The organism is Arenimonas sp. (assembly GCF_044348765.1).
GTDB lineage: Bacteria > Pseudomonadota > Gammaproteobacteria > Xanthomonadales > Xanthomonadaceae > Arenimonas.
In genome coordinates this window covers 40,304-59,005 of sequence record NZ_JBIKSE010000004.1, presented here as the reverse complement: position 1 = coordinate 59,005, position 18,702 = coordinate 40,304, and the positions used below count along the sequence as shown (strand labels likewise).

Below are 18,702 nucleotides of genomic sequence, written 5' to 3'. Positions count from 1 at the left end.
AAGCCTTATGTGCGGCATTGTCGGAGCGGTAGCGGAACGGGATGTGGTGCATTTCCTGGTCGATGGACTCAAGCGCCTCGAGTACCGCGGCTATGATTCTGCCGGCATCGCGGTCATGTCCGACAGCATCAAGCGCGTGCGCCGCACCGGCCGTGTGGCCGAAATGGAAGCGGCGGCGCAGGCCGAAGCGCTGACCGGCCAGGTCGGCATCGGACACACGCGCTGGGCCACGCACGGAGGCGTCACCGAACTCAATGCGCATCCGCATATCAGCTCCGGCGAACTGGCGCTGGTGCATAATGGCATCATCGAGAACCATGAGCAGCAGCGCGAACGCCTGCGCGCGCTCGGCTATGTGTTCGAATCGCAGACCGATACTGAAGTCATCGGTCATCTGGTGCATCATTACTACGCCGAAAGTGGCAATCTGCTGACCGCCACCCGGCGTGCGGTCAAGGATCTGGAAGGCGCCTATGCCATCGCGGTCATCCACCGCAACGAACCCAAGCGCCTGATCGCCGCGCGCATGGGCTGCCCTTTGCTGGTCGGTCTGGGCGAGGGTGAAAACTTCATCGCCTCCGATGTCTCGGCGGTGCTGTCGGCCACCCGTGATGTCATCTTTCTGGAAGAGGGCGATGTGGCCGACGTGACCCTGGCCGGCGTGCAGGTTTATGACGCTGACGGCAACACGATTACCCGGCCCGTGCACCGCTCGGATGTGTCGCTGGCTTCGATGGAGCTGGGGCCGTACAGCCATTTCATGCAGAAGGAAATCCATGAGCAGCCGCGCGCGCTGGCTGATACCATCGAACCGATCATGGGCGAAGGCTTTTCGCCGTCGCTATTCGGCGAAGATGCCGCAACATTGTTGGCCGATGTCCACTCGGTACAGATTCTCGCCTGCGGTACCAGCTACTACGCCGGCTTGATCGCACGCTACTGGATGGAAGCGGTGGCCGGCATTCCCTGCAGCGTGGAAATCGCCAGTGAATACCGTTACCGCGACGCTTACGCCGATCCGAAACAGTTGATCGTGACCATCTCGCAGTCGGGCGAAACGCTCGACACCATGGAAGCCCTGAAATACGCCAAGAGTCTTGGACAGGACAAAACGCTATCCATCTGCAATGTGCAGGAAAGCGCGATTCCACGTGCCAGCCGCATGGTGTTCTACACCCGTGCCGGCGCCGAAATCGGCGTGGCTTCGACCAAAGCCTTCACCACGCAATTAATCGCCCTGTTCGCACTGGTCGGCACGCTAGCTAAACTGCAGGGTCGCCTGGATGCCACGCGTGAGAAGGCACTGCTCGATGATCTGCGCCTGCTGCCGGGTAGCGTGCAGGCCGCGCTCAACCTCGAACCGCAGATCATCGCCTGGTCTGGTCTGTTCGCGCCCAAGCAGCATGCCCTGTTCCTTGGCCGTGGCCTGCATTATCCGATCGCGCTGGAAGGCGCGCTCAAGCTCAAGGAAATCTCCTACATCCACGCCGAAGCCTATCCGGCCGGCGAGCTCAAGCACGGTCCGCTGGCGCTGGTCGATGCCGACATGCCGGTGGTGGTGATCGCCCCGAACGACAGCCTGCTGGAAAAAGTGAAATCCAACATCCAGGAAGTGCGCGCCCGCGGCGGCGAGATGTTCGTGTTCGCCGATGCCGACAGCCACTTCAGCGATTCCGATGGCGTGCATGTGATCCGTACCCCGCGCCATGTCGGATTGCTTAGCCCCGTGGTGCACTCGATTCCGGTGCAGCTGCTGGCTTACCACGCCGCCATCGCGCGAGGCACGGATGTCGACAAGCCGCGCAATCTGGCGAAATCCGTCACGGTTGAATAAGCAAGCGCTCTCCGGAATTTCCGGCTTCGCCCTGCTGCTGTGGGCAGTATTGCTTCTGCCCGGCGTCGCCTTGGCCACAGAAGCCCGGCTGATGAGCTACAACATCCGCTACGACACGCCGGCCGACGGCGTGAATGCCTGGCCGCAGCGCAAAGCGGCGGTTGCCGAATTGCTGCGTCAACACGCGCCGGATATCTTCGGCATACAGGAAGCGCTGCCGCATCAGATCAGTGAGCTCGCCGCCGCGTTGCCGGACTACGCATGGTTCGGCGTGGGCCGTGATGCCAGCGGCGACGGCGAAGGCGTGCCGGTGTTCTACCGCAAGGACCGTTTCACCATGCTGCAGAGCGCTACTTTCTGGCTGTCCGAAACGCCGGATCAGCCCTCGCGCGGTTGGGATGCCGCGCTGAATCGGATCTGCAGCTACGGGCAGTTCGAAGAAACATCGAGCCGGCAGCGGCTGTGGGTCATCAACTGCCATTTCGATCATGCTGGGCAAACGGCGCGCCTCGAGAGCGTCCGGCTGCTGCTGTCGCAGATCGAAAAAATCAATCCCGATGGTGGGCCGCTGGTGCTGATGGGCGATTTCAATGCCGAGCCGGAGTCCCCGCCGATGGTTTTGCTGAAGCAACACCTTTCCGATTCACGCGACAGTAGCCATAGCCCGCCGAGCGGGCCATCGGGAACCTTCAGCGGCTTTACCGTGGAGGGCGCCGTAACCCGCCGCATTGATTATTTGTTCACTGTCTCTCGGGGGCCGGTTGAGGTGCTTGAGCATGCAGTGCTGGACGACGCCAACGCGGGAAGTTATCCCTCGGATCATCTACCAGTTTCGGTGCGAATTTCGTATTGAGCCCCGTCATAGACCTGTCATATTTCCGTCATATAATTCCTTTTATTTGTAGGTTCCGCATATGGCACTACGTATCGGCATTAACGGCTTCGGTCGCATCGGACGCCTGGTGATGCGCATCGCCGCCGACAATCCCAATGTCCGGGTGGTCCGTGTCAACGATCCGGCTGGAGATGCCGAAACTTTGGCGCATCTGCTGAACTTCGACTCGGTGCACGGCCGCTGGCACCGCGAAGCGCAGGCAAGCGACGGTGCAATCATGCTGGACGGCCAGCGCATCGCGGTCAGCCATCACAAAGCCATCGCCGACACCGATTGGTCGGACTGCGATGTAGTGATCGAGGCTTCCGGCAAGATGAAAACCAAAGCCGTGCTGCAGGCCTATCTGGATCAGGGTGTGAAGCGCGTGGTGGTCACCGCACCGGTGAAAGAGGAGGGCGTGCTGAATGTAGTGATGGGCGTCAACGATGCCACCTACGATCCAGCCCGGCATCGCATCGTCACCGCCGCGTCCTGCACCACCAACTGTCTGGCGCCGGTGGTGAAGGTCATCCATGAAGCGCTCGGCATCAAGCATGGCTCGATTACTACCATCCATGATCTGACCAACACCCAATCCATTCTCGATACGCCGCACAAGGATCTGCGCCGCGCGCGCGCCAGCGGCCTGAATCTCATTCCGACCACCACTGGTTCGGCCACCGCCATCACCCACATCTTTCCCGAGCTGAAAGGCAAACTCAATGGCCATGCCGTGCGCGTGCCCTTGGCCAACGCCTCACTGACCGACTGCGTATTCGAAGTGGCGCGGCCCACCACCGCCGATGAAGTCAATGCGCTGCTGAAAGCCGCCGCGGAAGGCCCTCTGAAAGGCATTCTCGGTTATGAGCAGCGCCCGCTGGTGTCCAGCGATTACAAAACCGATCCGCGTTCGAGCATCATCGATGCGCTGTCGACCATGGTGGTGAATGGCACGCAGGTGAAGCTGTATGCCTGGTACGACAACGAATGGGGCTATGCCAACCGTACCTTCGAGCTGGCAATAAAAGTCGGCCAAATCGATCAAGCCAAAACCAATGGCTAGCAGGCCGCTTACTACGGAGCTAAAGCAGTACCTGACGGTCACTGGCAATTACTGGGCATTCACGCTGACCGACGGCGCCCTGCGCATGCTGGTGGTGCTGCATTTCCACGCGCTCGGCTACAGTCCGTTGCAGATTGCCCTGCTGTTCCTATTTTATGAAATCTTCGGCATCATCACCAATCTGCTCGGGGGCTGGCTGGGCGCGCGCTGGGGCTTGAACCGCACCATGAATGCCGGCCTGCTGCTGCAGGTACTGGCCTTGGCCATGCTGCTGGTGCCCAGCGCGATGCTGAGCGTGGTCTGGGTGATGGCAGCGCAGGCGCTCTCGGGTATCGCCAAAGACCTGAACAAGATGAGCGCGAAGAGCAGTCTGAAATTCCTGGTAGCCGATCATGTCCAGAACAGGCTTTATCAGTGGGTTGCCCTGCTGACCGGATCGAAAAACGCACTCAAAGGCGTCGGGTTTTTTCTGGGCGGGCTGTTGCTCAGTGTGCTTGGGTTCCAGGGCGCCGTCGGCGTTATGGCGGCAGTGCTGCTGCTGGTCTGGATTGCGAGTCTGTTCCTGCTGCGCGGCGATCTAGGCAAGGCCAAGGCCAAACCGAAATTTACCGAGCTGCTGTCGAAAAGTCGCGCCGTGAACATCCTCTCGGCCGCACGTCTTTTTTTATTCGGCGCCCGCGATGTCTGGTTCGTAGTCGCTTTACCGGTGTTTCTGGGCGCGCAGTTGGGTTGGGATCATTGGCAGGTCGGCGGATTTCTGGCGCTGTGGGTCATTGGCTACGGTATCGTGCAGGCGCTAGCGCCGGCAATTACCGGGCGCCGTCACGCCTCACACGCCCCGGACGGCCGGACCGCGCTTCACTGGGCGCTGCCCTTGGTGCTGGTGCCGGCCGGTATGGCCATGGCGCTGGTACAAGGCGTTTCTGCCGCCGGCGTGCTGATGATTGGCTTGGCCGTATTCGGTGTGCTGTTCGCAGTGAATTCCGCTCTGCACAGTTATCTCATTCTCAGTTATGCCCGCGAAGACGGCGTGTCGCTGGATGTCGGTTTCTACTATATGGCCAATGCCATGGGTCGATTACTCGGTACGGTATTGTCCGGCTGGATTTATCAGACCCAGGGGCTGGCTGCCTGTCTGTGGGTCTCTGCCGGTCTGCTGGCGCTGGCGGCGCTTATCGCGCGTGCACTTCCGAGGCATAATAAGGCTTCCGTTTAAGCGAGTGCCTGTCCATGCGTATCTGCGTCTATGCCGCGTCCAGCGCGCAAGTCCATCCCGAATTCCAGATCGCGGCATTCACTATGGGTGAACAGATCGCCTTGGCCGGGCACAGCCTGGTGTATGGCGGCGGCTCCACCGGCCTGATGGGCGCCGTGGCCGATGGCGCGCTGAAGCACGGCGGTAAAGTCATCGGCATTCTGCCGAAATTCATGGCCGATCTCGAGTGGGGCCACCCGGGACTGGCCCAACTACAGCTGGTGGAAGACATGCGTGAGCGTAAACACCGTCTGCTGACCGACTCCGATGCGGTCATCGCCTTGCCCGGCGGCTGCGGCACGCTCGAAGAATTATTCGAAGCCATCACCCTGAAGCGGCTCGGCATCTATTTCAACCCGATTGTCCTGCTCAATACCCGCAATTTCTATGCGCCCTTGCAGCTGTTCATGGATCAGGTCATTGTCGAAAAATTCATGAATCCGGAGCACATTGCGATGTGGTCGCTGGAAGAAACGCCGGCCGATGTGCTGCCGCGCATTCTGGCCACCCCGAAATGGCGCGAAGACGCCCGCGATTATGCGGTGGTGCGTTAGCCGTCTTAGTCGCTGCCGGCGCAGAACAGCGCGGCGATGGTTTCGAACGCTGCCTTGTCGGTGTCATCGAAGCGGTTCAGCACTGGGCTGTCCACGTCCAGCACGCCGATCAATACGCCATTCTGGATGAGCGGCACCACGATTTCTGATTGCGAGGCCGAATCACAGGCGATGTGGCCCGGGAAGACATGCACATCCGGCACCAGCAGGGTTTCGCGGGTCTGTGCCGCGCCGCCGCAGACGCCCTTGCCGAGCGCAATGCGCACGCAGGCCGGCAGGCCCTGGAATGGACCGACAATCAGTTCGTCTTGTTCGAGAAAATAAAAACCGAGCCAGTTCACTTCCGACAGGTTATTGAACAGCAGTGCACTCAGATTGGCGGCATTGGCCACGCGGTGACGCTCGCCGTGCAGCAGGGCTTGGCACTGGGCGATTAGTTGTTCGTATTGTTCGGCTTTATTGCCGGAAAGCGGGCTGGCGGTGAACATGGTGGTTTCCTTTTGCGGTATTTTAGGCGATATGCAGACCCTTGATGTGAACTTCCTATTGCCGGAAACCGGCATGTTCGTGACCGGTACCGATACCGGTATCGGCAAAACCCATGCCAGTGCCGCATTGTTGCGGGCCATGCGCCTTGCGGACCGGCGCGTGCAGGGCATGAAGCCGGTGGCCAGCGGTTGCGAGCGCATCGATGGCGACTGGCGCAACGAAGACGCCCTGATGCTGATCGACGCCGCCAGCAGCGATACCGATTACGCGTGGGTCAATCCGTATGCCTTACCGACCCCGACCGCACCGCAGCTGGCTGCGGCCGAGGAAGGCGTGGTCATCGCCTTGCCGGTGATTACTTCCGCTTACCGGCAGCTGGCCGCACAGGCCGATATGGTGCTGGTGGAAGGCGTCGGCGGCTGGCTGGCGCCGCTGAGCGATGATCTGGATCAATCCGATCTGGTGCATGCTTTGGATCTTCCGGTGCTCCTGGTGGTCGGCCTGCGCTTGGGATGCATCAATCATGCGCGCCTGAGCGAGCACAGCATCCGCGCCAGCGGCTGCCGTCTGCTCGGCTGGCTGGGCAATGCCGTGGAACCCGGTTTCGATGGCGATGGTCGCTATTTCGGAGCGCTGCAACGCAGCATGCGCTCGCCTTGCCTCGGGCGCCTGCCGTTCCAAAACGCATGACTTCCGACCCATGCACTGTGGCGGCGAATCCGCTTCAATAAGACAGGACGCATAAGCCGTATAATGGCGGTCTTGTGGCGGGGAATTCTGGAGAACATCATGCGCGTCATTCTGACCATTCTGTTGGCGTTGTTGCTGTCCGCCTGCGGCAAAGATGCCCCGCAAGGCGGCCCGCCCGGCGGCGGCATGCCGCCGACCATGGTCGAAACCTTCAAAGTCGAGACCCGGCCGCTGTCCGATCACATCGAGGCGGTGGGCAGTCTGCGCGCGCTGGAGTCGGTGACCGTGCGTCCGGAAGTGGCCGGCAAGCTGGTGCGCATCCAGGTCGCCGAAGGCCAGACCGTGGCTGCCGGCACGCTGTTGTTCGCACTCGATGGCGATATCGCGCGCGCCGAAGTAAACGAAGCCATGGCCTCCGTGCGTGCCAGCGAACGCAACCGACCGCGTATTATCGAGCTGGCTTCCAAACAGCTCATTTCCAAATCCGATACCGATGCGGCCTTGGCCATCTCTGAAATCAATAGCGCAAAACTGGCCTCGGCCAAGGCGCGTCTGGCCAAGACCGAAATCCGTGCACCGTTCGAAGGTGTAGTCGGTCTGCGTCAGGTCAGCGTCGGCGAATACGTCAATGCCGGCCAGGTCTTGGTGGAATTGGTGCGCTTGGATCCGCTGGAAGTGGAGTTCCAGATTCCGGAAACCTTGGCTGCACGTTTGAATGCCGGCCAAAGCGTCAGTGTGCAGACCGATGCTTTCCCGGGCGAATCCTTCACCGGCAGCATCAGCGCGATTGCGCCAAGCGTGCAGGTGTCCGGCCGCAGCGTGGCCGTGCGCGCACGCCTGGCCAATGCCGAAAAGAAACTCAAGCCCGGCCAGTTCGCGCAGGTGCAGGTGGCGCTGGCCGCCGCGGAACCGGTGCTGATGGTGCCCGAGCAGGCCATCTGGCCAAGCGGTGATCAGAAGATGGTGTATCGCATCAAGGCCGGCAAAGCCGAGCTGGTGCCGGTCACTCTGGGACTGCGTGAACCCGGCTGGGTCGCGGTCACCGCCGGTCTGTCGGTCGGTGACGAAGTGATCACCGCCGGACAGCAGAAGCTGTTCCCTGGCGCCCCGGTGATGACCGGCAAACCCGCCGCTGCTAAATAACCGGGAACGACCGCCATGGTGCTCTCCGATCTTTCCATCCGCCGGCCGGTGCTGGCCATTGTGGTCAATCTGGTCATCGTGCTGATCGGCGTGATCTGCTACGACCGCTTGGCCGTGCGCCAGCTGCCGAATGTGGACGTACCGGTGGTGACCGTGGCCACCGGGTATCCGGGCGCCAATGCGCAGGTCATCGAGTCGCAGATCACCAAGCCGATTGAAGATACCCTGTCCGGCATTGAAGGCATCGATTACATCCAGTCGGTGTCACGCGCCGAATCCTCGCAGGTCACCGTACGCTTCAAGCTCGACCGCGACGCCGATGCCGCCGCCTCCGATGTGCGTGATCGCGTGGCCCAGGCCCGCGGCTCGCTGCCGGAAGAAGCCAGCGATTCAATCGTGCAGAAGCAGGAAGCCGATGCCCAGCCGATTATCTATCTGGCCTTTTCCTCCGACCGCCACTCGCTGGTGGAAATCGCCGATTACGCCAACCGCATCGTCAAGGATCGGGTGCAGACCATTCCCGGCGTGGCCCAGGCGCAGGTTTACGGCAGCCGCTACGCCATGCGTGTCTGGCTGAATCCCGAACGTTTGGCCGGTTACGGTATGGCGCCGTCCGATGTCGAGTCGGCCTTGCGCGCGCAGAACGTGGAAATTCCGGCCGGTCGCGTCGAAGGCCTGCAACGTGAGTTCACCGTGCTGTCGGAAACCGACCTGAAAACGCCGGAGCAGTTCGCGCAGATCATCCTCGGCAACAGCAACGGCTATCTGGTGCGTCTGGGCGATGTCGCCCGGGTCGAGCTCGGCGCCGATTCGGCACGCTTCCGGGCCCGCTTCAACGGCACCAACGCGATTCCGCTCGGCATCGTCAAGCAGGCCGTGGCCAATCCGCTGGAAATTTCCAAGGCCATCAAGACGATGCTGCCGCAGATCACCCGCGCGCTGCCGGCCGGCATGAAAGTGGAAGTCGCCTACGACTCCACCATCTTCATCGAAAAATCGATCAGCGAAGTGTACGTCACCGTGCTCGAGGCCATGCTGCTGGTGGTGCTGGTGATCTTCCTGTTTCTGCGCAACTGGCGCGCGGTGCTGATTCCGATCGTGACCATTCCGGTCTCGCTGATCGGCGCGTTCGCCATCATGTATATGCTCGGCTTTTCCATCAACATCCTCAGCTTGCTGGCCATGGTGCTGGCCATTGGTCTGGTGGTGGACGATGCCATCGTCATGCTCGAAAACATCTACCGGCATATCGAAGAAGGCATGCCACCCTTGCAGGCGGCGTTTAAAGGCAGCAAAGAAATCGGCTTCGCCATCATCGCCATGACACTGACCCTGGCTGCGGTCTATCTGCCTTTCGCGTTCTCAACCGGACGCACCGGTAAGCTGTTCGTCGAATTCACCCTGACTCTGGCCGGCGCCGTGTTAGTATCGGGTTTCACCGCGCTGACCCTGTCGCCGATGATGTGCTCGAAACTGCTGCGCCGCGAAACCGAGCACGGCCGATTCTATCTGTGGGGCGAGCGCATGCTGGCATCGCTCGATGCCGGCTACCGGCGCGTGCTGGCGCGGGTTCTGTTGGTACGTAAACTGGTGGTCTTCGGTGCCGCGGTGGTGTTCGCCGGCGCCGCGCTGCTATTCACGTTGCTGCCGAAAGAACTGGCACCTCAGGAAGACCAGGGACTGATCATCGGTTTCGCCAACGCGCCCGAAGGCGCCACCATCGACTACACGGACGGCTACGCCAAGCAGATGGAAAAAGTGTTCGAAAATGTGGTCGAGCGCGACCGTTCGTTCGTCATTGTTGGTTTTGGCGAAGTCACTTCCGCCATCGGTTTCGTCGGCCTGAAGGACTGGGACGAACGCGCGCGCACCGCACAGCAGATCGCCGGCAGCCTGTTCCCCCAGTTCATGGGCATTACCGGCCTGATGGCGTTTCCGGTCACACCGCCGCCGCTCGGCCAGAATGATTTCGGTCAGCCGGTCAGTTTCGTCGTGCAGACCACCGGTACTTGGGAAGAGCTGGATGGCACGGTCAAGAAACTGCTGACCAAGATGCAGGAAAATCCGCAGCTGACCAATCCGGACTCCGATCTGAAATTGAACAAACCCGAGCTGCGTGTGCTGATGAACCGCGACAAGATTGCGTCGGTCGGCACCGATGTCGGTACGGTCGGCCGCACCCTGGAAACCATGCTCGGTGGTCGCAACGTGACCCGCTTCAAGAAGGGCTCTGAACAGTACGATGTGATCGTACAGATTGATGACGGCCTGCGCCGCACCCCGGAAGCGCTGGCCAACATCTACGTGCGCGGCAGCGACGGCCTGGTGCAGATGAGCAATCTAGCCACCGTGTCGGAAACCGTGGCAGCCAAGGAACTCAACCACTTCAACAAAATGCGTGCAGCGGTGATCAGCGCCGGCTTGGCACCCGGCTATTCCCAGGGCGAAGCCCTGAGTTGGATGGAAAACGCTCTGCAACAGGTGGCGCCCGGTTCGCAATATGATCTGAACGGCCAATCGCGCGAGTATCGCGAGTCCGGATCCAGCACTGCGGCCATGCTGCTGTTGGCGCTGGTATTCATTTACCTGGTGCTGGCCGCGCAGTTCGAGAGCTTCATCGATCCGTTCGTGATTCTGGTCTCGGTGCCGCTGGCGGTGTTCGGTGCGTTCCTATGTCTGGTGCTGCTCAATGCCGGTGCCGGTCTGGGTCTGTGGAACGCCACCGGTTCTTGGAATATCTACACGCAGATTGGTGTAGTCACCCTAATCGGCTTGATTTCCAAGCATGGCATCATGATTGTCGAGTTCGCCAATCAACTGCAAGAGCAAGGCAAGAGCAAACTGGAAGCGGTGGTGGATTCCGCCACGCTGCGTCTGCGCCCGATTCTGATGACTACCGGTGCCATGGTGCTGGGTGCAGTGCCCTTGGCGCTGGCCTCGGGTGCCGGTGCAGAAGCGCGTCACCAGATTGGCTGGGTCATCGTCGGCGGTCTGAGTATAGGCACCGTGTTCACCCTACTGGTGGTGCCGGTGGCGTATTTGCTGCTGGCGCGCGATCACCGGCCGGCGGCAAGCTGAATCAGTCGCCGCGGTAACGGCAGCCTGAGGTGCAGGTTTCATGCACCCACACTTCGCTCAGTGGCGGCAGCGCTGGTTTCAGTTCGTTCCAGATCCAGCGCGCCAGATTCTCGCTGGTCGGGTTTTCCAGACCAGGAATATCATTCAGATAGTGATGGTCGAGTCGCGCATAAATCGGCTGGAAGGCCGATTTGATGTCGGTGAAATCCATGATCCAGCCGGTGTGTTTGCCCGGGGTGCCGGTCACGAACAGTTCCACCAGAAAGGAATGGCCGTGCAGGCGCGCGCACTTGTGACCGTCCGGTACGTTCGGCAGACGATGGGCGGCTTCAATGTGGAATTTCTTGTAGATTTCCATGCGGCGGACTGCTCAAATGACCGCCGATAGCATAGCATTAAAGCCCCTGATGCCCCTTTGTGCCGGAGCCCCGTGATTTCCTTCGAGCAGGCCCTTATGGCCGTGCGCCAACGCGCCACCCCGCAACCCGATGTGATGCTTGCGGCTGATGCCGCGCTCGGCCATGTGCTAGCCGAAGACCTCATCGCCACCGATTCCCTGCCGGGCTTCGACAACGCCGCCATGGACGGCTTCGCGCTGAGCGCCGCGCATCTGGCACTGCCGCTGGGCGCGCCAATTGCCTTGCATGGTGTGCAGGCCGCCGGGGATGCGCGCTTAACGCTGGGCGCTGCCGCCTGCCGAATCATGACCGGCGCCATGGTGCCTGACGGCACTGCCACGGTAGTACCGGTGGAAGAAGCCACGGTGCACATCGCTGCCGATGGCACACAGACCTTCGTGTTGAACACGCCCGCCAACGCCGGCATGCATATCCGCCGTGCCGGTGAAGATGTGTGCGCCGGAAGCTGTATATTTTCCGCAGGCACGCGCCTGCTGCCACAACACCGGATGCTGCTCGCCGCGCTCGGCATCACTCAGGTCAACGTGCGTGCGTCGGTGGCCGTGGCCGTGCTGTGCACCGGTTCCGAACTGGTGGAGGCCGGCGCGCCATTGGTCGACGGCTTCATCCGCAACAGCAACGGTCCCTATCTGTGCGCGGCATTGTCGATGATGGGTGCGGCCATTGCGCTGTACCGCAGCGTTCCCGATTCCGCGAAGGCTTATGTTGATGCCGTACGCGAGGCCGAACGCGCCGGCTCCCGGATCATCCTCAGCACCGGTGCGGTGTCGATGGGCGTGCACGATTTCGTGCCGGAAGCCCTGCGTGCGCTCGGCGCCGAGGTGGTATTCCATAAGTTGCAGATGCGGCCGGGCAAACCGACTCTGTTCGCGGTGTTGCCCTCGGGCGCTCTGCTGTTTGGCTTGCCGGGCAATCCGATGTCGTGCGCGGTGGGCGCACGCTTTTTCGTGCAGGCCGTGCTGCGCCAGATGCAGGGCCTACCGCCGGAACTGCCGCTGCGCGCCGTGTTGCAGGCGCCGGTGCGCAAAAAACCGGGCTGGACCCTGATCCAGAAAGCCGCGCTGGCGGTGTCGGATGACGCCCAGCTGCAGCTACGGGTCTTGGTCGGGCAGGAATCGTTCCGCATTCAACCTTTCGCTCTGGCCAATGCCTGGGCCGTTCTGCCGGAAAGCGACACCACGCTTGAAGCCGGCCGCGTGTTGGATTGTTACCCGCTGCAACCGGCGCAGTCGGAATGGCCATGCGCCCCTGCATCGGCCTGATTCTGGCCGGCGGCCGCTCAAAGCGCATGGGCGAAGACAAAGCCCGGTTGCCCTTGGCGCAGGGCGATCTGCTGGCCTGGCAAGTGGCGCGCTTGGCGGACTGTTGCGATCGGATCGTGGTCAGCGGCGATTACCCCGAACATGACGCCGTGCCCGATTTACTGCCCGGCTTGGGCCCGTTGGCCGGCTTGCATGCGGCCGTGCTGCGATTCCCGAATGCCGCGCTGTGGGCGCTGCCTGTGGACATGCCCGGCCTGCGCCCCGAACGCCTGCAGGTGCTACGCCAGCAGACCACACCCGCGTTTTATGGCGACTCGCCCTTGCCGGCCTGGTTTCCGGATACCGACGCTTTGGCGACCGCCATTGCCGCCATGCTGGCCGCCGCGCCACGCGAATTGGCCATCCACCAGCTGCATGCGCGCCTGCACAGCCGCGCCTTGCCGGCCCTGCCGACCCATGAGCAGGCCAACCTCAACACGCCGGAAGACTGGGCCGCGTTCCGCCGGGCCTTGGCCGCGCCATAAAAAACCCCGCCGAAGCGGGGTTTTTTCGATCAGTGACTCAACGCGTAGAAGATGTGGTTGCCGATGGTATAGCGCCGGCTGAGCCGGTTCGACCACTTCGGGGCCACATAGGTGGCGTGGAAGAACAGCACATTGTCGCGTTCGGCGGCCATGGCTTTGCGGGCGGCCAGTTTGGTTTCCTGGCTCACCGGGGTATGCAGGGTGGCATCGTTGCCTTTGTACCAGGAGAACTGCTTCTTCTGCTTGACCACGGCGCACACGCTTTTCGGGAAGGCCGGGGCGGCCACGCGGTTCAGCACCACATTACCCACGGCCAGCTTGCCGGCCAGGCTTTCGCCTTTAGCTTCGTGGTGGATGGCTGCTTCAAGGCAGCGCACTTCTGCGGGGGGTAAATCAATCATGATTTGCTCCTTGACGTCTTTGGGTTTTCACGGGGGGAGCCAGACCCGGCAAATGAAGCCGGTTGGTACTGGCGGGTGGTGCCACGGACTGCGGCGGGCACCGGAATTTGGGGTAGCGGCAGCTCGTCCCTTGCGATAAGTGGATGTATTTTGACGGTTTTTTACTGAACGACAGGTGAAGCGGGGTGTTTTTTGACCACTGAAACTGAACAGTTTTTCACCCTGCGCCGGCGATTCGGACGTAGAATTGGGGGTACTGGACTGATTCCGGAGGGAAAACCCATGAAAACCCCGATTGCGCTACAAGCCGCTGTTTTGGCCCTGGTGTTGGCGGTTCCGGCCACCGCAGTGGCCGGCGAAGCCCGCATGAGCCTGCAGAATCCCGATAAATTCACCGATATCGAGCCGGGCAACGGCACCGATAAGAGCTTCCGCAAGGGCCTTGAGCGGGCATTCACCCAAGAGCTGGCCAAATCGGCCAAGACCCTGCCGGCCGGGCAGACTCTGGAGCTGAACTTCACCGATATCGATCTGGCCGGTGAGGTCGATCCAGTCGAGGTTCCGGGCGGCTACCAGCTGCGCCTCTTGAAGGACGTCTATTTCCCGCGCCTGCAATTCGACTACCGTGTGTTGGATGCAGCCGGCGCGGTGGTTTCCGAACAGAAGGACGTGGAGTTGAAGGATATGTCCTATCTGTCCGGCCCGCGGAGCAGCACCACTAACACGTCGTTCTATTATGAAACCCGAATGCTCCGGGAATGGTTCACCAAAACGTTACTGCCGAAAGGGCAGTAACAAAAAACCCGCCGAAAGGCGGGTTTTTGTTTGGTGGCTATGGGTGGACTCGAACCACCGACCCCAGCATTATGAGTGCTGTGCTCTAACCGGCTGAGCTACATAGCCGAAACGTGACAAGGGCGCTATTTTCGCGGTTTTCGCCAGTTCTGTCAATGATTTGCCTAAACCCTGGTCAAAGCGCTGCGCTTGTGGATTACCGCGCGCTGTGGCAGTCTTGTAGGCAGTAGAATTTTCTGGAGTTCCGGCCGTGATAGATCCGGACGGTTACCGCCCCAATGTCGGCATCATCCTGATGCGTGCCGACGGTATGGTGTTCTGGGCCCGCAGGGTCAACCGGGATGGTTGGCAGTTTCCGCAGGGCGGGATGAACACCGATGAAACCCCACTGGAAGCCATGTACCGTGAGCTGGGAGAAGAAATCGGTTTGCAGTCGCATCACGTCGACGTGCTCGGCGCCACTCCCGGCTGGCTACGTTACCGGTTGCCGCGGCGCAGCATCCGCAACCATACCAAGCCGGTCTGTATCGGCCAGAAACAGGTCTGGTTCCTGCTCAAGCTCAATGCCGATGAATCGGAACTCCGCCTGGATATGACCGATACGCCGGAGTTCGATGCCTGGCGCTGGGTTGATTTCTGGTATCCGGGCGAGAACGTGGTGCACTTCAAACGCGAAGTGTATGTTCAGGCCCTGCAGCTGCTATCGCCGATGGCGCGCGAGCTGGCCGGCGAGACCAGTGTGCCTCAGCAAACAGGCGAACGGCTGTTGGAAAACCTACGCATCCGCAAAATCGCCCGTGACGCGCGCAGCCGCTCGGAACGGCAGGCGCGCAAGCCGGCCTGATATGCACTTTGAATACTCATTACGCACCCAAAATCAAGCCGTTGTCAGCATGTCCGGCGATTGCGAACGGGGTCGTTGGGAACCGCTATAATGATGTACGTAGTCCGCGCCGGGAGTCGCTGCCATGGCGGTGCAAAACAAAGATCTACCACGCTTTTCTATCGTCAGCCAATCACCGCGTTTCACACGCCTCAGCGTGGTGCTGGCTGTGTTTTGGCTGGCGCTGGCCATGGCTTGGCTTTGGTTGCTCTGGCGGGGTATGGATACTGATGCGGCGCAACTGCGTGAGCAGCGGGACGGGCTAAAACGGAGCGAAGCACTGTTGAAGCAGGAGCTGGCCAACGCCAAGCGTGCCGAATTCATCACCCGTAGCGCCAACACCCAAATTCAGGAGTCCCTGGCCGAAAAAGACGAACAGATCGCCGGGTTGCGCGCCGATATGGATTTCTATGAACGTCTGGTCGGCTCCGGCGGCCGCCGGCACGGTCTGAGTGTGCATAACGCCGAGTTCAGTCCCGGTGCCGGCAATGCCTGGCGCTACACCATCACCTTGACCCAGAACCTTAATCGCGGCGGTTTGACCTCGGGCCAGATGCAGTTCGCCGTGGACGGTGTTTCCGGCGGCAAACTGAAGACCCTCAATTGGTCACAGTTGCTGCAGAAGCCGGAAGCGCCCGCGCAGGACTTTTCCTTTCGCTATTTCCAGCAGATTGAAGGCGATGTCATGCTGCCGCTGGGCTTCACTCCGCAACGGGTACGGGTCAGTGTCAGCGGTGGCTTTGGCAAACAGGAACAGCGCTTCGACTGGACGGTCAGCACTACGTCTACACAGCCGGATCTCTAAATTCTTAATTTGATCACAATGGAGTTTCACACCATGTTGGGTAGTAAAAAAACAAAACTGTCCGCCAATCGATCGGATAATGTGGAAACGCTGATCGGCCGCCATGTGGTCATCCAGGGCGACCTGTTGTTCTCTGGCGGCCTGTACATCGAAGGCAAAGTGCTCGGCAAGGTCATCGCTGAAGACGGCGCTGATTCGCTGCTGACCTTGGCCCAGGGCGGCATCATCGAAGGTAGCATCAGTGCGCCAAACGCGGTCATTTCCGGTCGACTGACCGGTGATATCCATAGCCATGAGCGCATTGAACTCACTGAAACCGCCCACATCCAGGGCAATATCCATTACCGTCTGATTGAAATCACCGCCGGCGCCACCGTCAGCGGCCAGTTAATCCATCAGCAGCCGGCCGAATAACTCATTCCGAGGCAAAGTCCATGAGCGAACCGACCTACCAAACCGTTGCCGCCCCGCTGAGTCTGACCGCGTCAGCCGCTGCCAAGGTGGCTAGCCTGATTGCCGAGGAAGCCAATCCTGAACTCAAGCTGCGCGTATACATCAGTGGCGGTGGCTGTTCGGGATTCCAGTACGGATTCAGTTTCGACGAACAGGCAGAGACCGATGATCTGGCGGTGCAACGCGATGGCGTGACTCTGATTGTGGATCCGCTCAGTTTGCAGTATCTGATGGGTGCCGAAGTGGATTACCGTGAAAGTCTGCAGGGTTCGCAGTTCGTGATTCGCAATCCAAACGCCAAAACTACCTGCGGCTGCGGCAGCAGTTTTTCGGCCTGATGCAGGCCCCTGATTTCGCTTTCCAGCATGCCGGTCTGGACCGCGCCGAACCGATGCGTGCGCATCCGGCCGAACTCGATGCGGCTTGGCAGGATGCGCAGCTTCTGGTGTTGAATGAAAAAGGTGAGGCTTGTTGTTATAGCGCCTCCGAAATCTATTATCCGGCTTCCAGTATGTTTTTGCGTCGACCGGAATCGGCCACATGGCTTGGCTTCGATGATGGTCAAGCCTTTTTCGCATTGCCACAGGATACGATGGTGCATGCACCGCATGAAGTCATCAGTATCCGCGCCGCCGCTGTGCGGTGGCCCGCCCGGGATGCCGCCGTATTCGCGCAGGCCAAGGCCATTCTGCACTGGCAGTCGCAGTCCAAATTCTGCGGACGCTGCGGCGGCTTTCTGGATTTGAAAACCGCCGGCTACAGCGCAGTCTGCGGCGACTGTGGCTTGGCCAGTTATCCGCAGACGCATCCGGCGACCATTATGTGCGTCAGCGACGGCGAACATTTGCTGCTCGGCCGGCAGCCGGCGTGGCCGGAAAAGCGCTGGTCGCTGCTCGCCGGTTTCGTCGAGCCTGGTGAAACGCCGGAGCAGACCGTGGTGCGCGAGGTTTGGGAGGAATCCGGTGTGCGCGTCGAACACGTGCGTTATGTCGCTTCGCAGCCTTGGCCGATGCCGATGGCACTGATGGTCGGATTCGACGCCTACGCGCCAATGCAGGCCATCCACATCAGCGATGAGTTGCAGGATGCACGTTGGTTCGGCCGGGACGAACTCGAAGCGCTGGTTGCGGCCGATGAGCTGACCTTGCCCGACCCACTGTCGATATCGCATTATCTGATCATGCGCTGGCTGCATGCCGATTCTGCGATCGGAGAATTTTGGCATACTAAGGCCTGACAAGGGGGGGGGTAAATGACCTGGACGGTAATGGCGGTTTTGGCAGCATTGTTGATCGGTCATGTTCTGCCGCAGGTCAGCCGATGGCGCGACTTTACCTGGTTCGAACGCTGGCTGGACATCGTGCGTCGCGCCGAATTCGGTAAAGCCCCTTGGCATCAGTACGGTGCTGTGTTCCTGTGCGTCGGCCTTCCGGCTTTGGTTCTGGCGCTGTTGGTTGGCTGGCTGGATGGCCTGTTCGCATTTCTGATCGCGCTCGCTGCCATGCTATACACGTGGGGTCCGCGAGATCTCGATCTCGATGTGAGCGCCATCATCGCCGCAGAAGGTCTCGATGCGAAAGAGCGAGCAGCCGGCGTCTTGTATGAAGAAGGCCAGACGGTTTCCATGGATGGCCCGATGGTGGTGGCGGCGGTATTCGAAAATGCACTGACGCGCTGGTTCGCTGTTCTGTTCTGGTTCCTGTTGCTCGGTCCGGGCGGTGCGCTGGCCTATCGTCTGCTGTATCTGCTGGTACATCACAAACATGGCATGGCTTTGCCGGAAGGGCTGCGCTCTGCTGCTGTAAAAACCCTCAATGCTGCGCACTGCCCGCCGGCGCACCTGATGACACTGGCGATGGCACTGGCAGCCAATTTCGACAAGGTGATACAGGTCTGGCGCGGCTGGTATGCCGAGGGTGGCATGCGTCTCGACTATACGTTTCTGGCGGCTGCAGCCAATGCCAGTGTGGCTTCCGAGCTCGCCGAAGAAACGGCCGATGCTGAGGACGGCCCATCTTCGGCACCGGCTCTGCTGGAACTGCGCGATGCTATGAGTCTGGCCTGGCGCACGCTCCTGCTGTGGATGGCGGTGCTGGCCGTGTTCGTTTTGGCGGGTTTGGTGAATTGAACTGCCTCAGCCTTTCCTTCTGTTGAAACGCATCGCGAGACTGTACAGCAGG

20 protein-coding genes and 1 tRNA gene are annotated in these 18,702 nt (G+C 60.8%); 17 read left to right on the top strand and 4 right to left on the bottom strand.

Annotation, left to right across the window (positions count from 1 at the left end; genetic code table 11):
- Positions 1-7: 7 nt before the first annotated feature.
- The 5 genes from glmS (at position 8) to ACIQ0Q_RS01610 (ending at position 5,580) form a co-directional block, all read left to right on the top strand.
- Complete coding sequence (glmS, locus tag ACIQ0Q_RS01630) at positions 8-1,834, top strand: glutamine--fructose-6-phosphate transaminase (isomerizing) (protein WP_395771198.1); 1,827 nt, start codon at positions 8-10, stop codon at positions 1,832-1,834.
- Complete coding sequence (locus tag ACIQ0Q_RS01625; protein WP_395771197.1) at positions 1,788-2,687, top strand: endonuclease/exonuclease/phosphatase family protein; 900 nt, start codon at positions 1,788-1,790, stop codon at positions 2,685-2,687. Before glmS ends, ACIQ0Q_RS01625 begins: the two co-directional genes overlap by 47 nt.
- Positions 2,688-2,748: 61 nt before the next feature.
- A complete protein-coding gene (locus ACIQ0Q_RS01620; RefSeq protein WP_395771196.1) occupies positions 2,749-3,771 on the top strand; it encodes an ArsJ-associated glyceraldehyde-3-phosphate dehydrogenase in 1,023 nt (340 codons plus the stop codon).
- On the top strand, positions 3,764-4,987 hold the full coding sequence (arsJ, locus tag ACIQ0Q_RS01615) for an organoarsenical effux MFS transporter ArsJ (RefSeq protein WP_395771195.1): 1,224 nt from the start codon (positions 3,764-3,766) through the stop codon (positions 4,985-4,987). The genes ACIQ0Q_RS01620 and arsJ overlap by 8 nt, the downstream gene beginning before the upstream one ends.
- 14 nt (positions 4,988-5,001) lie before the next feature.
- On the top strand, positions 5,002-5,580 hold the full coding sequence (locus ACIQ0Q_RS01610; protein ID WP_395771194.1) for a TIGR00730 family Rossman fold protein: 579 nt from the start codon (positions 5,002-5,004) through the stop codon (positions 5,578-5,580).
- A 5-nt stretch (positions 5,581-5,585) separates the two neighbouring features.
- On the opposite strand, the gene ACIQ0Q_RS01605 is transcribed toward ACIQ0Q_RS01610, so the two are convergent.
- Positions 5,586-6,068 (bottom strand): GAF domain-containing protein, encoded by a 483-nt coding sequence (locus ACIQ0Q_RS01605; RefSeq protein WP_395771193.1) that lies wholly within the window; start codon positions 6,066-6,068, stop codon positions 5,586-5,588.
- Positions 6,069-6,126: 58 nt separating this feature from the next.
- Here ACIQ0Q_RS01605 and bioD point away from each other — a divergent pair, with 58 nt between their 5' ends.
- From bioD to ACIQ0Q_RS01590, 3 genes are all read left to right on the top strand, one after another.
- The gene (gene bioD / locus ACIQ0Q_RS01600) at positions 6,127-6,759 is read left to right on the top strand and encodes a dethiobiotin synthase (protein WP_395771208.1); all 633 of its coding nucleotides are present in this window, start codon (positions 6,127-6,129) and stop codon (positions 6,757-6,759) included.
- Positions 6,760-6,858: 99 nt separating this feature from the next.
- A complete protein-coding gene (locus tag ACIQ0Q_RS01595) occupies positions 6,859-7,902 on the top strand; it encodes an efflux RND transporter periplasmic adaptor subunit (RefSeq protein WP_395771192.1) in 1,044 nt (347 codons plus the stop codon).
- A gap of 15 nt (positions 7,903-7,917) precedes the next feature.
- A complete protein-coding gene (locus tag ACIQ0Q_RS01590) occupies positions 7,918-10,980 on the top strand; it encodes an efflux RND transporter permease subunit (protein ID WP_395771191.1) in 3,063 nt (1,020 codons plus the stop codon).
- A 1-nt stretch (position 10,981) separates the two neighbouring features.
- Here the strand turns inward: ACIQ0Q_RS01590 and queD are convergent, their stop codons facing one another.
- Positions 10,982-11,338, bottom strand: a complete 357-nt coding sequence (queD, locus tag ACIQ0Q_RS01585; protein ID WP_395771190.1) for a 6-carboxytetrahydropterin synthase QueD — start codon at positions 11,336-11,338, stop codon at positions 10,982-10,984.
- Between the two features lie 72 nt (positions 11,339-11,410).
- On the opposite strand from queD, the gene ACIQ0Q_RS01580 reads away from it, so the two are divergent.
- Both ACIQ0Q_RS01580 and ACIQ0Q_RS01575 read left to right on the top strand, forming a co-directional pair.
- Positions 11,411-12,661, top strand: a complete 1,251-nt coding sequence (locus ACIQ0Q_RS01580) for a molybdopterin molybdotransferase MoeA (protein ID WP_395771189.1) — start codon at positions 11,411-11,413, stop codon at positions 12,659-12,661.
- A complete protein-coding gene (locus ACIQ0Q_RS01575; protein WP_395771188.1) occupies positions 12,640-13,185 on the top strand; it encodes a molybdenum cofactor guanylyltransferase in 546 nt (181 codons plus the stop codon). The genes ACIQ0Q_RS01580 and ACIQ0Q_RS01575 overlap by 22 nt, the downstream gene beginning before the upstream one ends.
- Positions 13,186-13,214: 29 nt before the next feature.
- Here ACIQ0Q_RS01575 and ACIQ0Q_RS01570 read toward each other — a convergent pair whose 3' ends face one another.
- The gene (locus ACIQ0Q_RS01570) at positions 13,215-13,586 is read right to left on the bottom strand and encodes a cell wall hydrolase (RefSeq protein WP_395770639.1); all 372 of its coding nucleotides are present in this window, start codon (positions 13,584-13,586) and stop codon (positions 13,215-13,217) included.
- Positions 13,587-13,868: 282 nt separating this feature from the next.
- Here ACIQ0Q_RS01570 and ACIQ0Q_RS01565 point away from each other — a divergent pair, with 282 nt between their 5' ends.
- Positions 13,869-14,381 carry a DUF3016 domain-containing protein gene (locus ACIQ0Q_RS01565; protein ID WP_395771187.1) on the top strand — a complete coding sequence of 171 codons (513 nt, stop codon included), beginning with the start codon at positions 13,869-13,871 and terminating at the stop codon, positions 14,379-14,381.
- A gap of 31 nt (positions 14,382-14,412) precedes the next feature.
- On the opposite strand, the gene ACIQ0Q_RS01560 is transcribed toward ACIQ0Q_RS01565, so the two are convergent.
- A tRNA-Met gene (locus ACIQ0Q_RS01560) sits at positions 14,413-14,489 on the bottom strand.
- 142 nt (positions 14,490-14,631) lie between these two features.
- Between ACIQ0Q_RS01560 and ACIQ0Q_RS01555 the strand changes: the two genes are divergently transcribed.
- From ACIQ0Q_RS01555 to ACIQ0Q_RS01530, 6 genes are all read left to right on the top strand, one after another.
- A complete protein-coding gene (locus ACIQ0Q_RS01555; RefSeq protein ID WP_395771186.1) occupies positions 14,632-15,225 on the top strand; it encodes an RNA pyrophosphohydrolase in 594 nt (197 codons plus the stop codon).
- 124 nt (positions 15,226-15,349) lie between these two features.
- Positions 15,350-16,069, top strand: coding sequence for a DUF6776 family protein (locus ACIQ0Q_RS01550; protein WP_395771185.1), 720 nt, complete (start codon positions 15,350-15,352; stop codon positions 16,067-16,069).
- Positions 16,070-16,150: 81 nt separating this feature from the next.
- A complete protein-coding gene (locus ACIQ0Q_RS01545; protein WP_395771184.1) occupies positions 16,151-16,483 on the top strand; it encodes a polymer-forming cytoskeletal protein in 333 nt (110 codons plus the stop codon).
- Between the two features lie 20 nt (positions 16,484-16,503).
- Positions 16,504-16,860 (top strand): iron-sulfur cluster insertion protein ErpA, encoded by a 357-nt coding sequence (gene erpA / locus ACIQ0Q_RS01540; protein ID WP_395771183.1) that lies wholly within the window; start codon positions 16,504-16,506, stop codon positions 16,858-16,860.
- Positions 16,860-17,759 carry an NAD(+) diphosphatase gene (gene nudC, locus ACIQ0Q_RS01535; RefSeq protein WP_395771182.1) on the top strand — a complete coding sequence of 300 codons (900 nt, stop codon included), beginning with the start codon at positions 16,860-16,862 and terminating at the stop codon, positions 17,757-17,759. The genes erpA and nudC overlap by 1 nt, the downstream gene beginning before the upstream one ends.
- Positions 17,760-17,774: 15 nt before the next feature.
- A complete protein-coding gene (locus ACIQ0Q_RS01530; protein WP_395771181.1) occupies positions 17,775-18,650 on the top strand; it encodes a hypothetical protein in 876 nt (291 codons plus the stop codon).
- Positions 18,651-18,702 lie beyond the last annotated feature (52 nt).

Bases quoted from the DNA above. Each gene is read 5' to 3' on its own strand.
- ACIQ0Q_RS01575 (WP_395771188.1), top strand. From the start codon at position 12,640: ATGCGCCCCTGCATCGGCCTGATTCTGGCCGGCGGCCGCTCAAAGCGC.
- ACIQ0Q_RS01590 (WP_395771191.1), top strand. From the start codon at position 7,918: ATGGTGCTCTCCGATCTTTCCATCCGCCGGCCGGTGCTGGCCATTGTG.
- ACIQ0Q_RS01550 (WP_395771185.1), top strand. From the start codon at position 15,350: ATGGCGGTGCAAAACAAAGATCTACCACGCTTTTCTATCGTCAGCCAA.
- glmS (WP_395771198.1), top strand. From the start codon at position 8: ATGTGCGGCATTGTCGGAGCGGTAGCGGAACGGGATGTGGTGCATTTC.
- ACIQ0Q_RS01610 (WP_395771194.1), top strand. From the start codon at position 5,002: ATGCGTATCTGCGTCTATGCCGCGTCCAGCGCGCAAGTCCATCCCGAA.
- ACIQ0Q_RS01620 (WP_395771196.1), top strand. From the start codon at position 2,749: ATGGCACTACGTATCGGCATTAACGGCTTCGGTCGCATCGGACGCCTG.
- ACIQ0Q_RS01595 (WP_395771192.1), top strand. From the start codon at position 6,859: ATGCGCGTCATTCTGACCATTCTGTTGGCGTTGTTGCTGTCCGCCTGC.
- arsJ (WP_395771195.1), top strand. From the start codon at position 3,764: ATGGCTAGCAGGCCGCTTACTACGGAGCTAAAGCAGTACCTGACGGTC.
- erpA (WP_395771183.1), top strand. From the start codon at position 16,504: ATGAGCGAACCGACCTACCAAACCGTTGCCGCCCCGCTGAGTCTGACC.
- ACIQ0Q_RS01565 (WP_395771187.1), top strand. From the start codon at position 13,869: ATGAAAACCCCGATTGCGCTACAAGCCGCTGTTTTGGCCCTGGTGTTG.
- queD (WP_395771190.1), bottom strand. From the start codon at position 11,338: ATGGAAATCTACAAGAAATTCCACATTGAAGCCGCCCATCGTCTGCCG.
- ACIQ0Q_RS01530 (WP_395771181.1), top strand. From the start codon at position 17,775: ATGACCTGGACGGTAATGGCGGTTTTGGCAGCATTGTTGATCGGTCAT.
- ACIQ0Q_RS01625 (WP_395771197.1), top strand. From the start codon at position 1,788: ATGTCGACAAGCCGCGCAATCTGGCGAAATCCGTCACGGTTGAATAAG.
- nudC (WP_395771182.1), top strand. From the start codon at position 16,860: ATGCAGGCCCCTGATTTCGCTTTCCAGCATGCCGGTCTGGACCGCGCC.
- ACIQ0Q_RS01570 (WP_395770639.1), bottom strand. From the start codon at position 13,586: ATGATTGATTTACCCCCCGCAGAAGTGCGCTGCCTTGAAGCAGCCATC.
- ACIQ0Q_RS01605 (WP_395771193.1), bottom strand. From the start codon at position 6,068: ATGTTCACCGCCAGCCCGCTTTCCGGCAATAAAGCCGAACAATACGAA.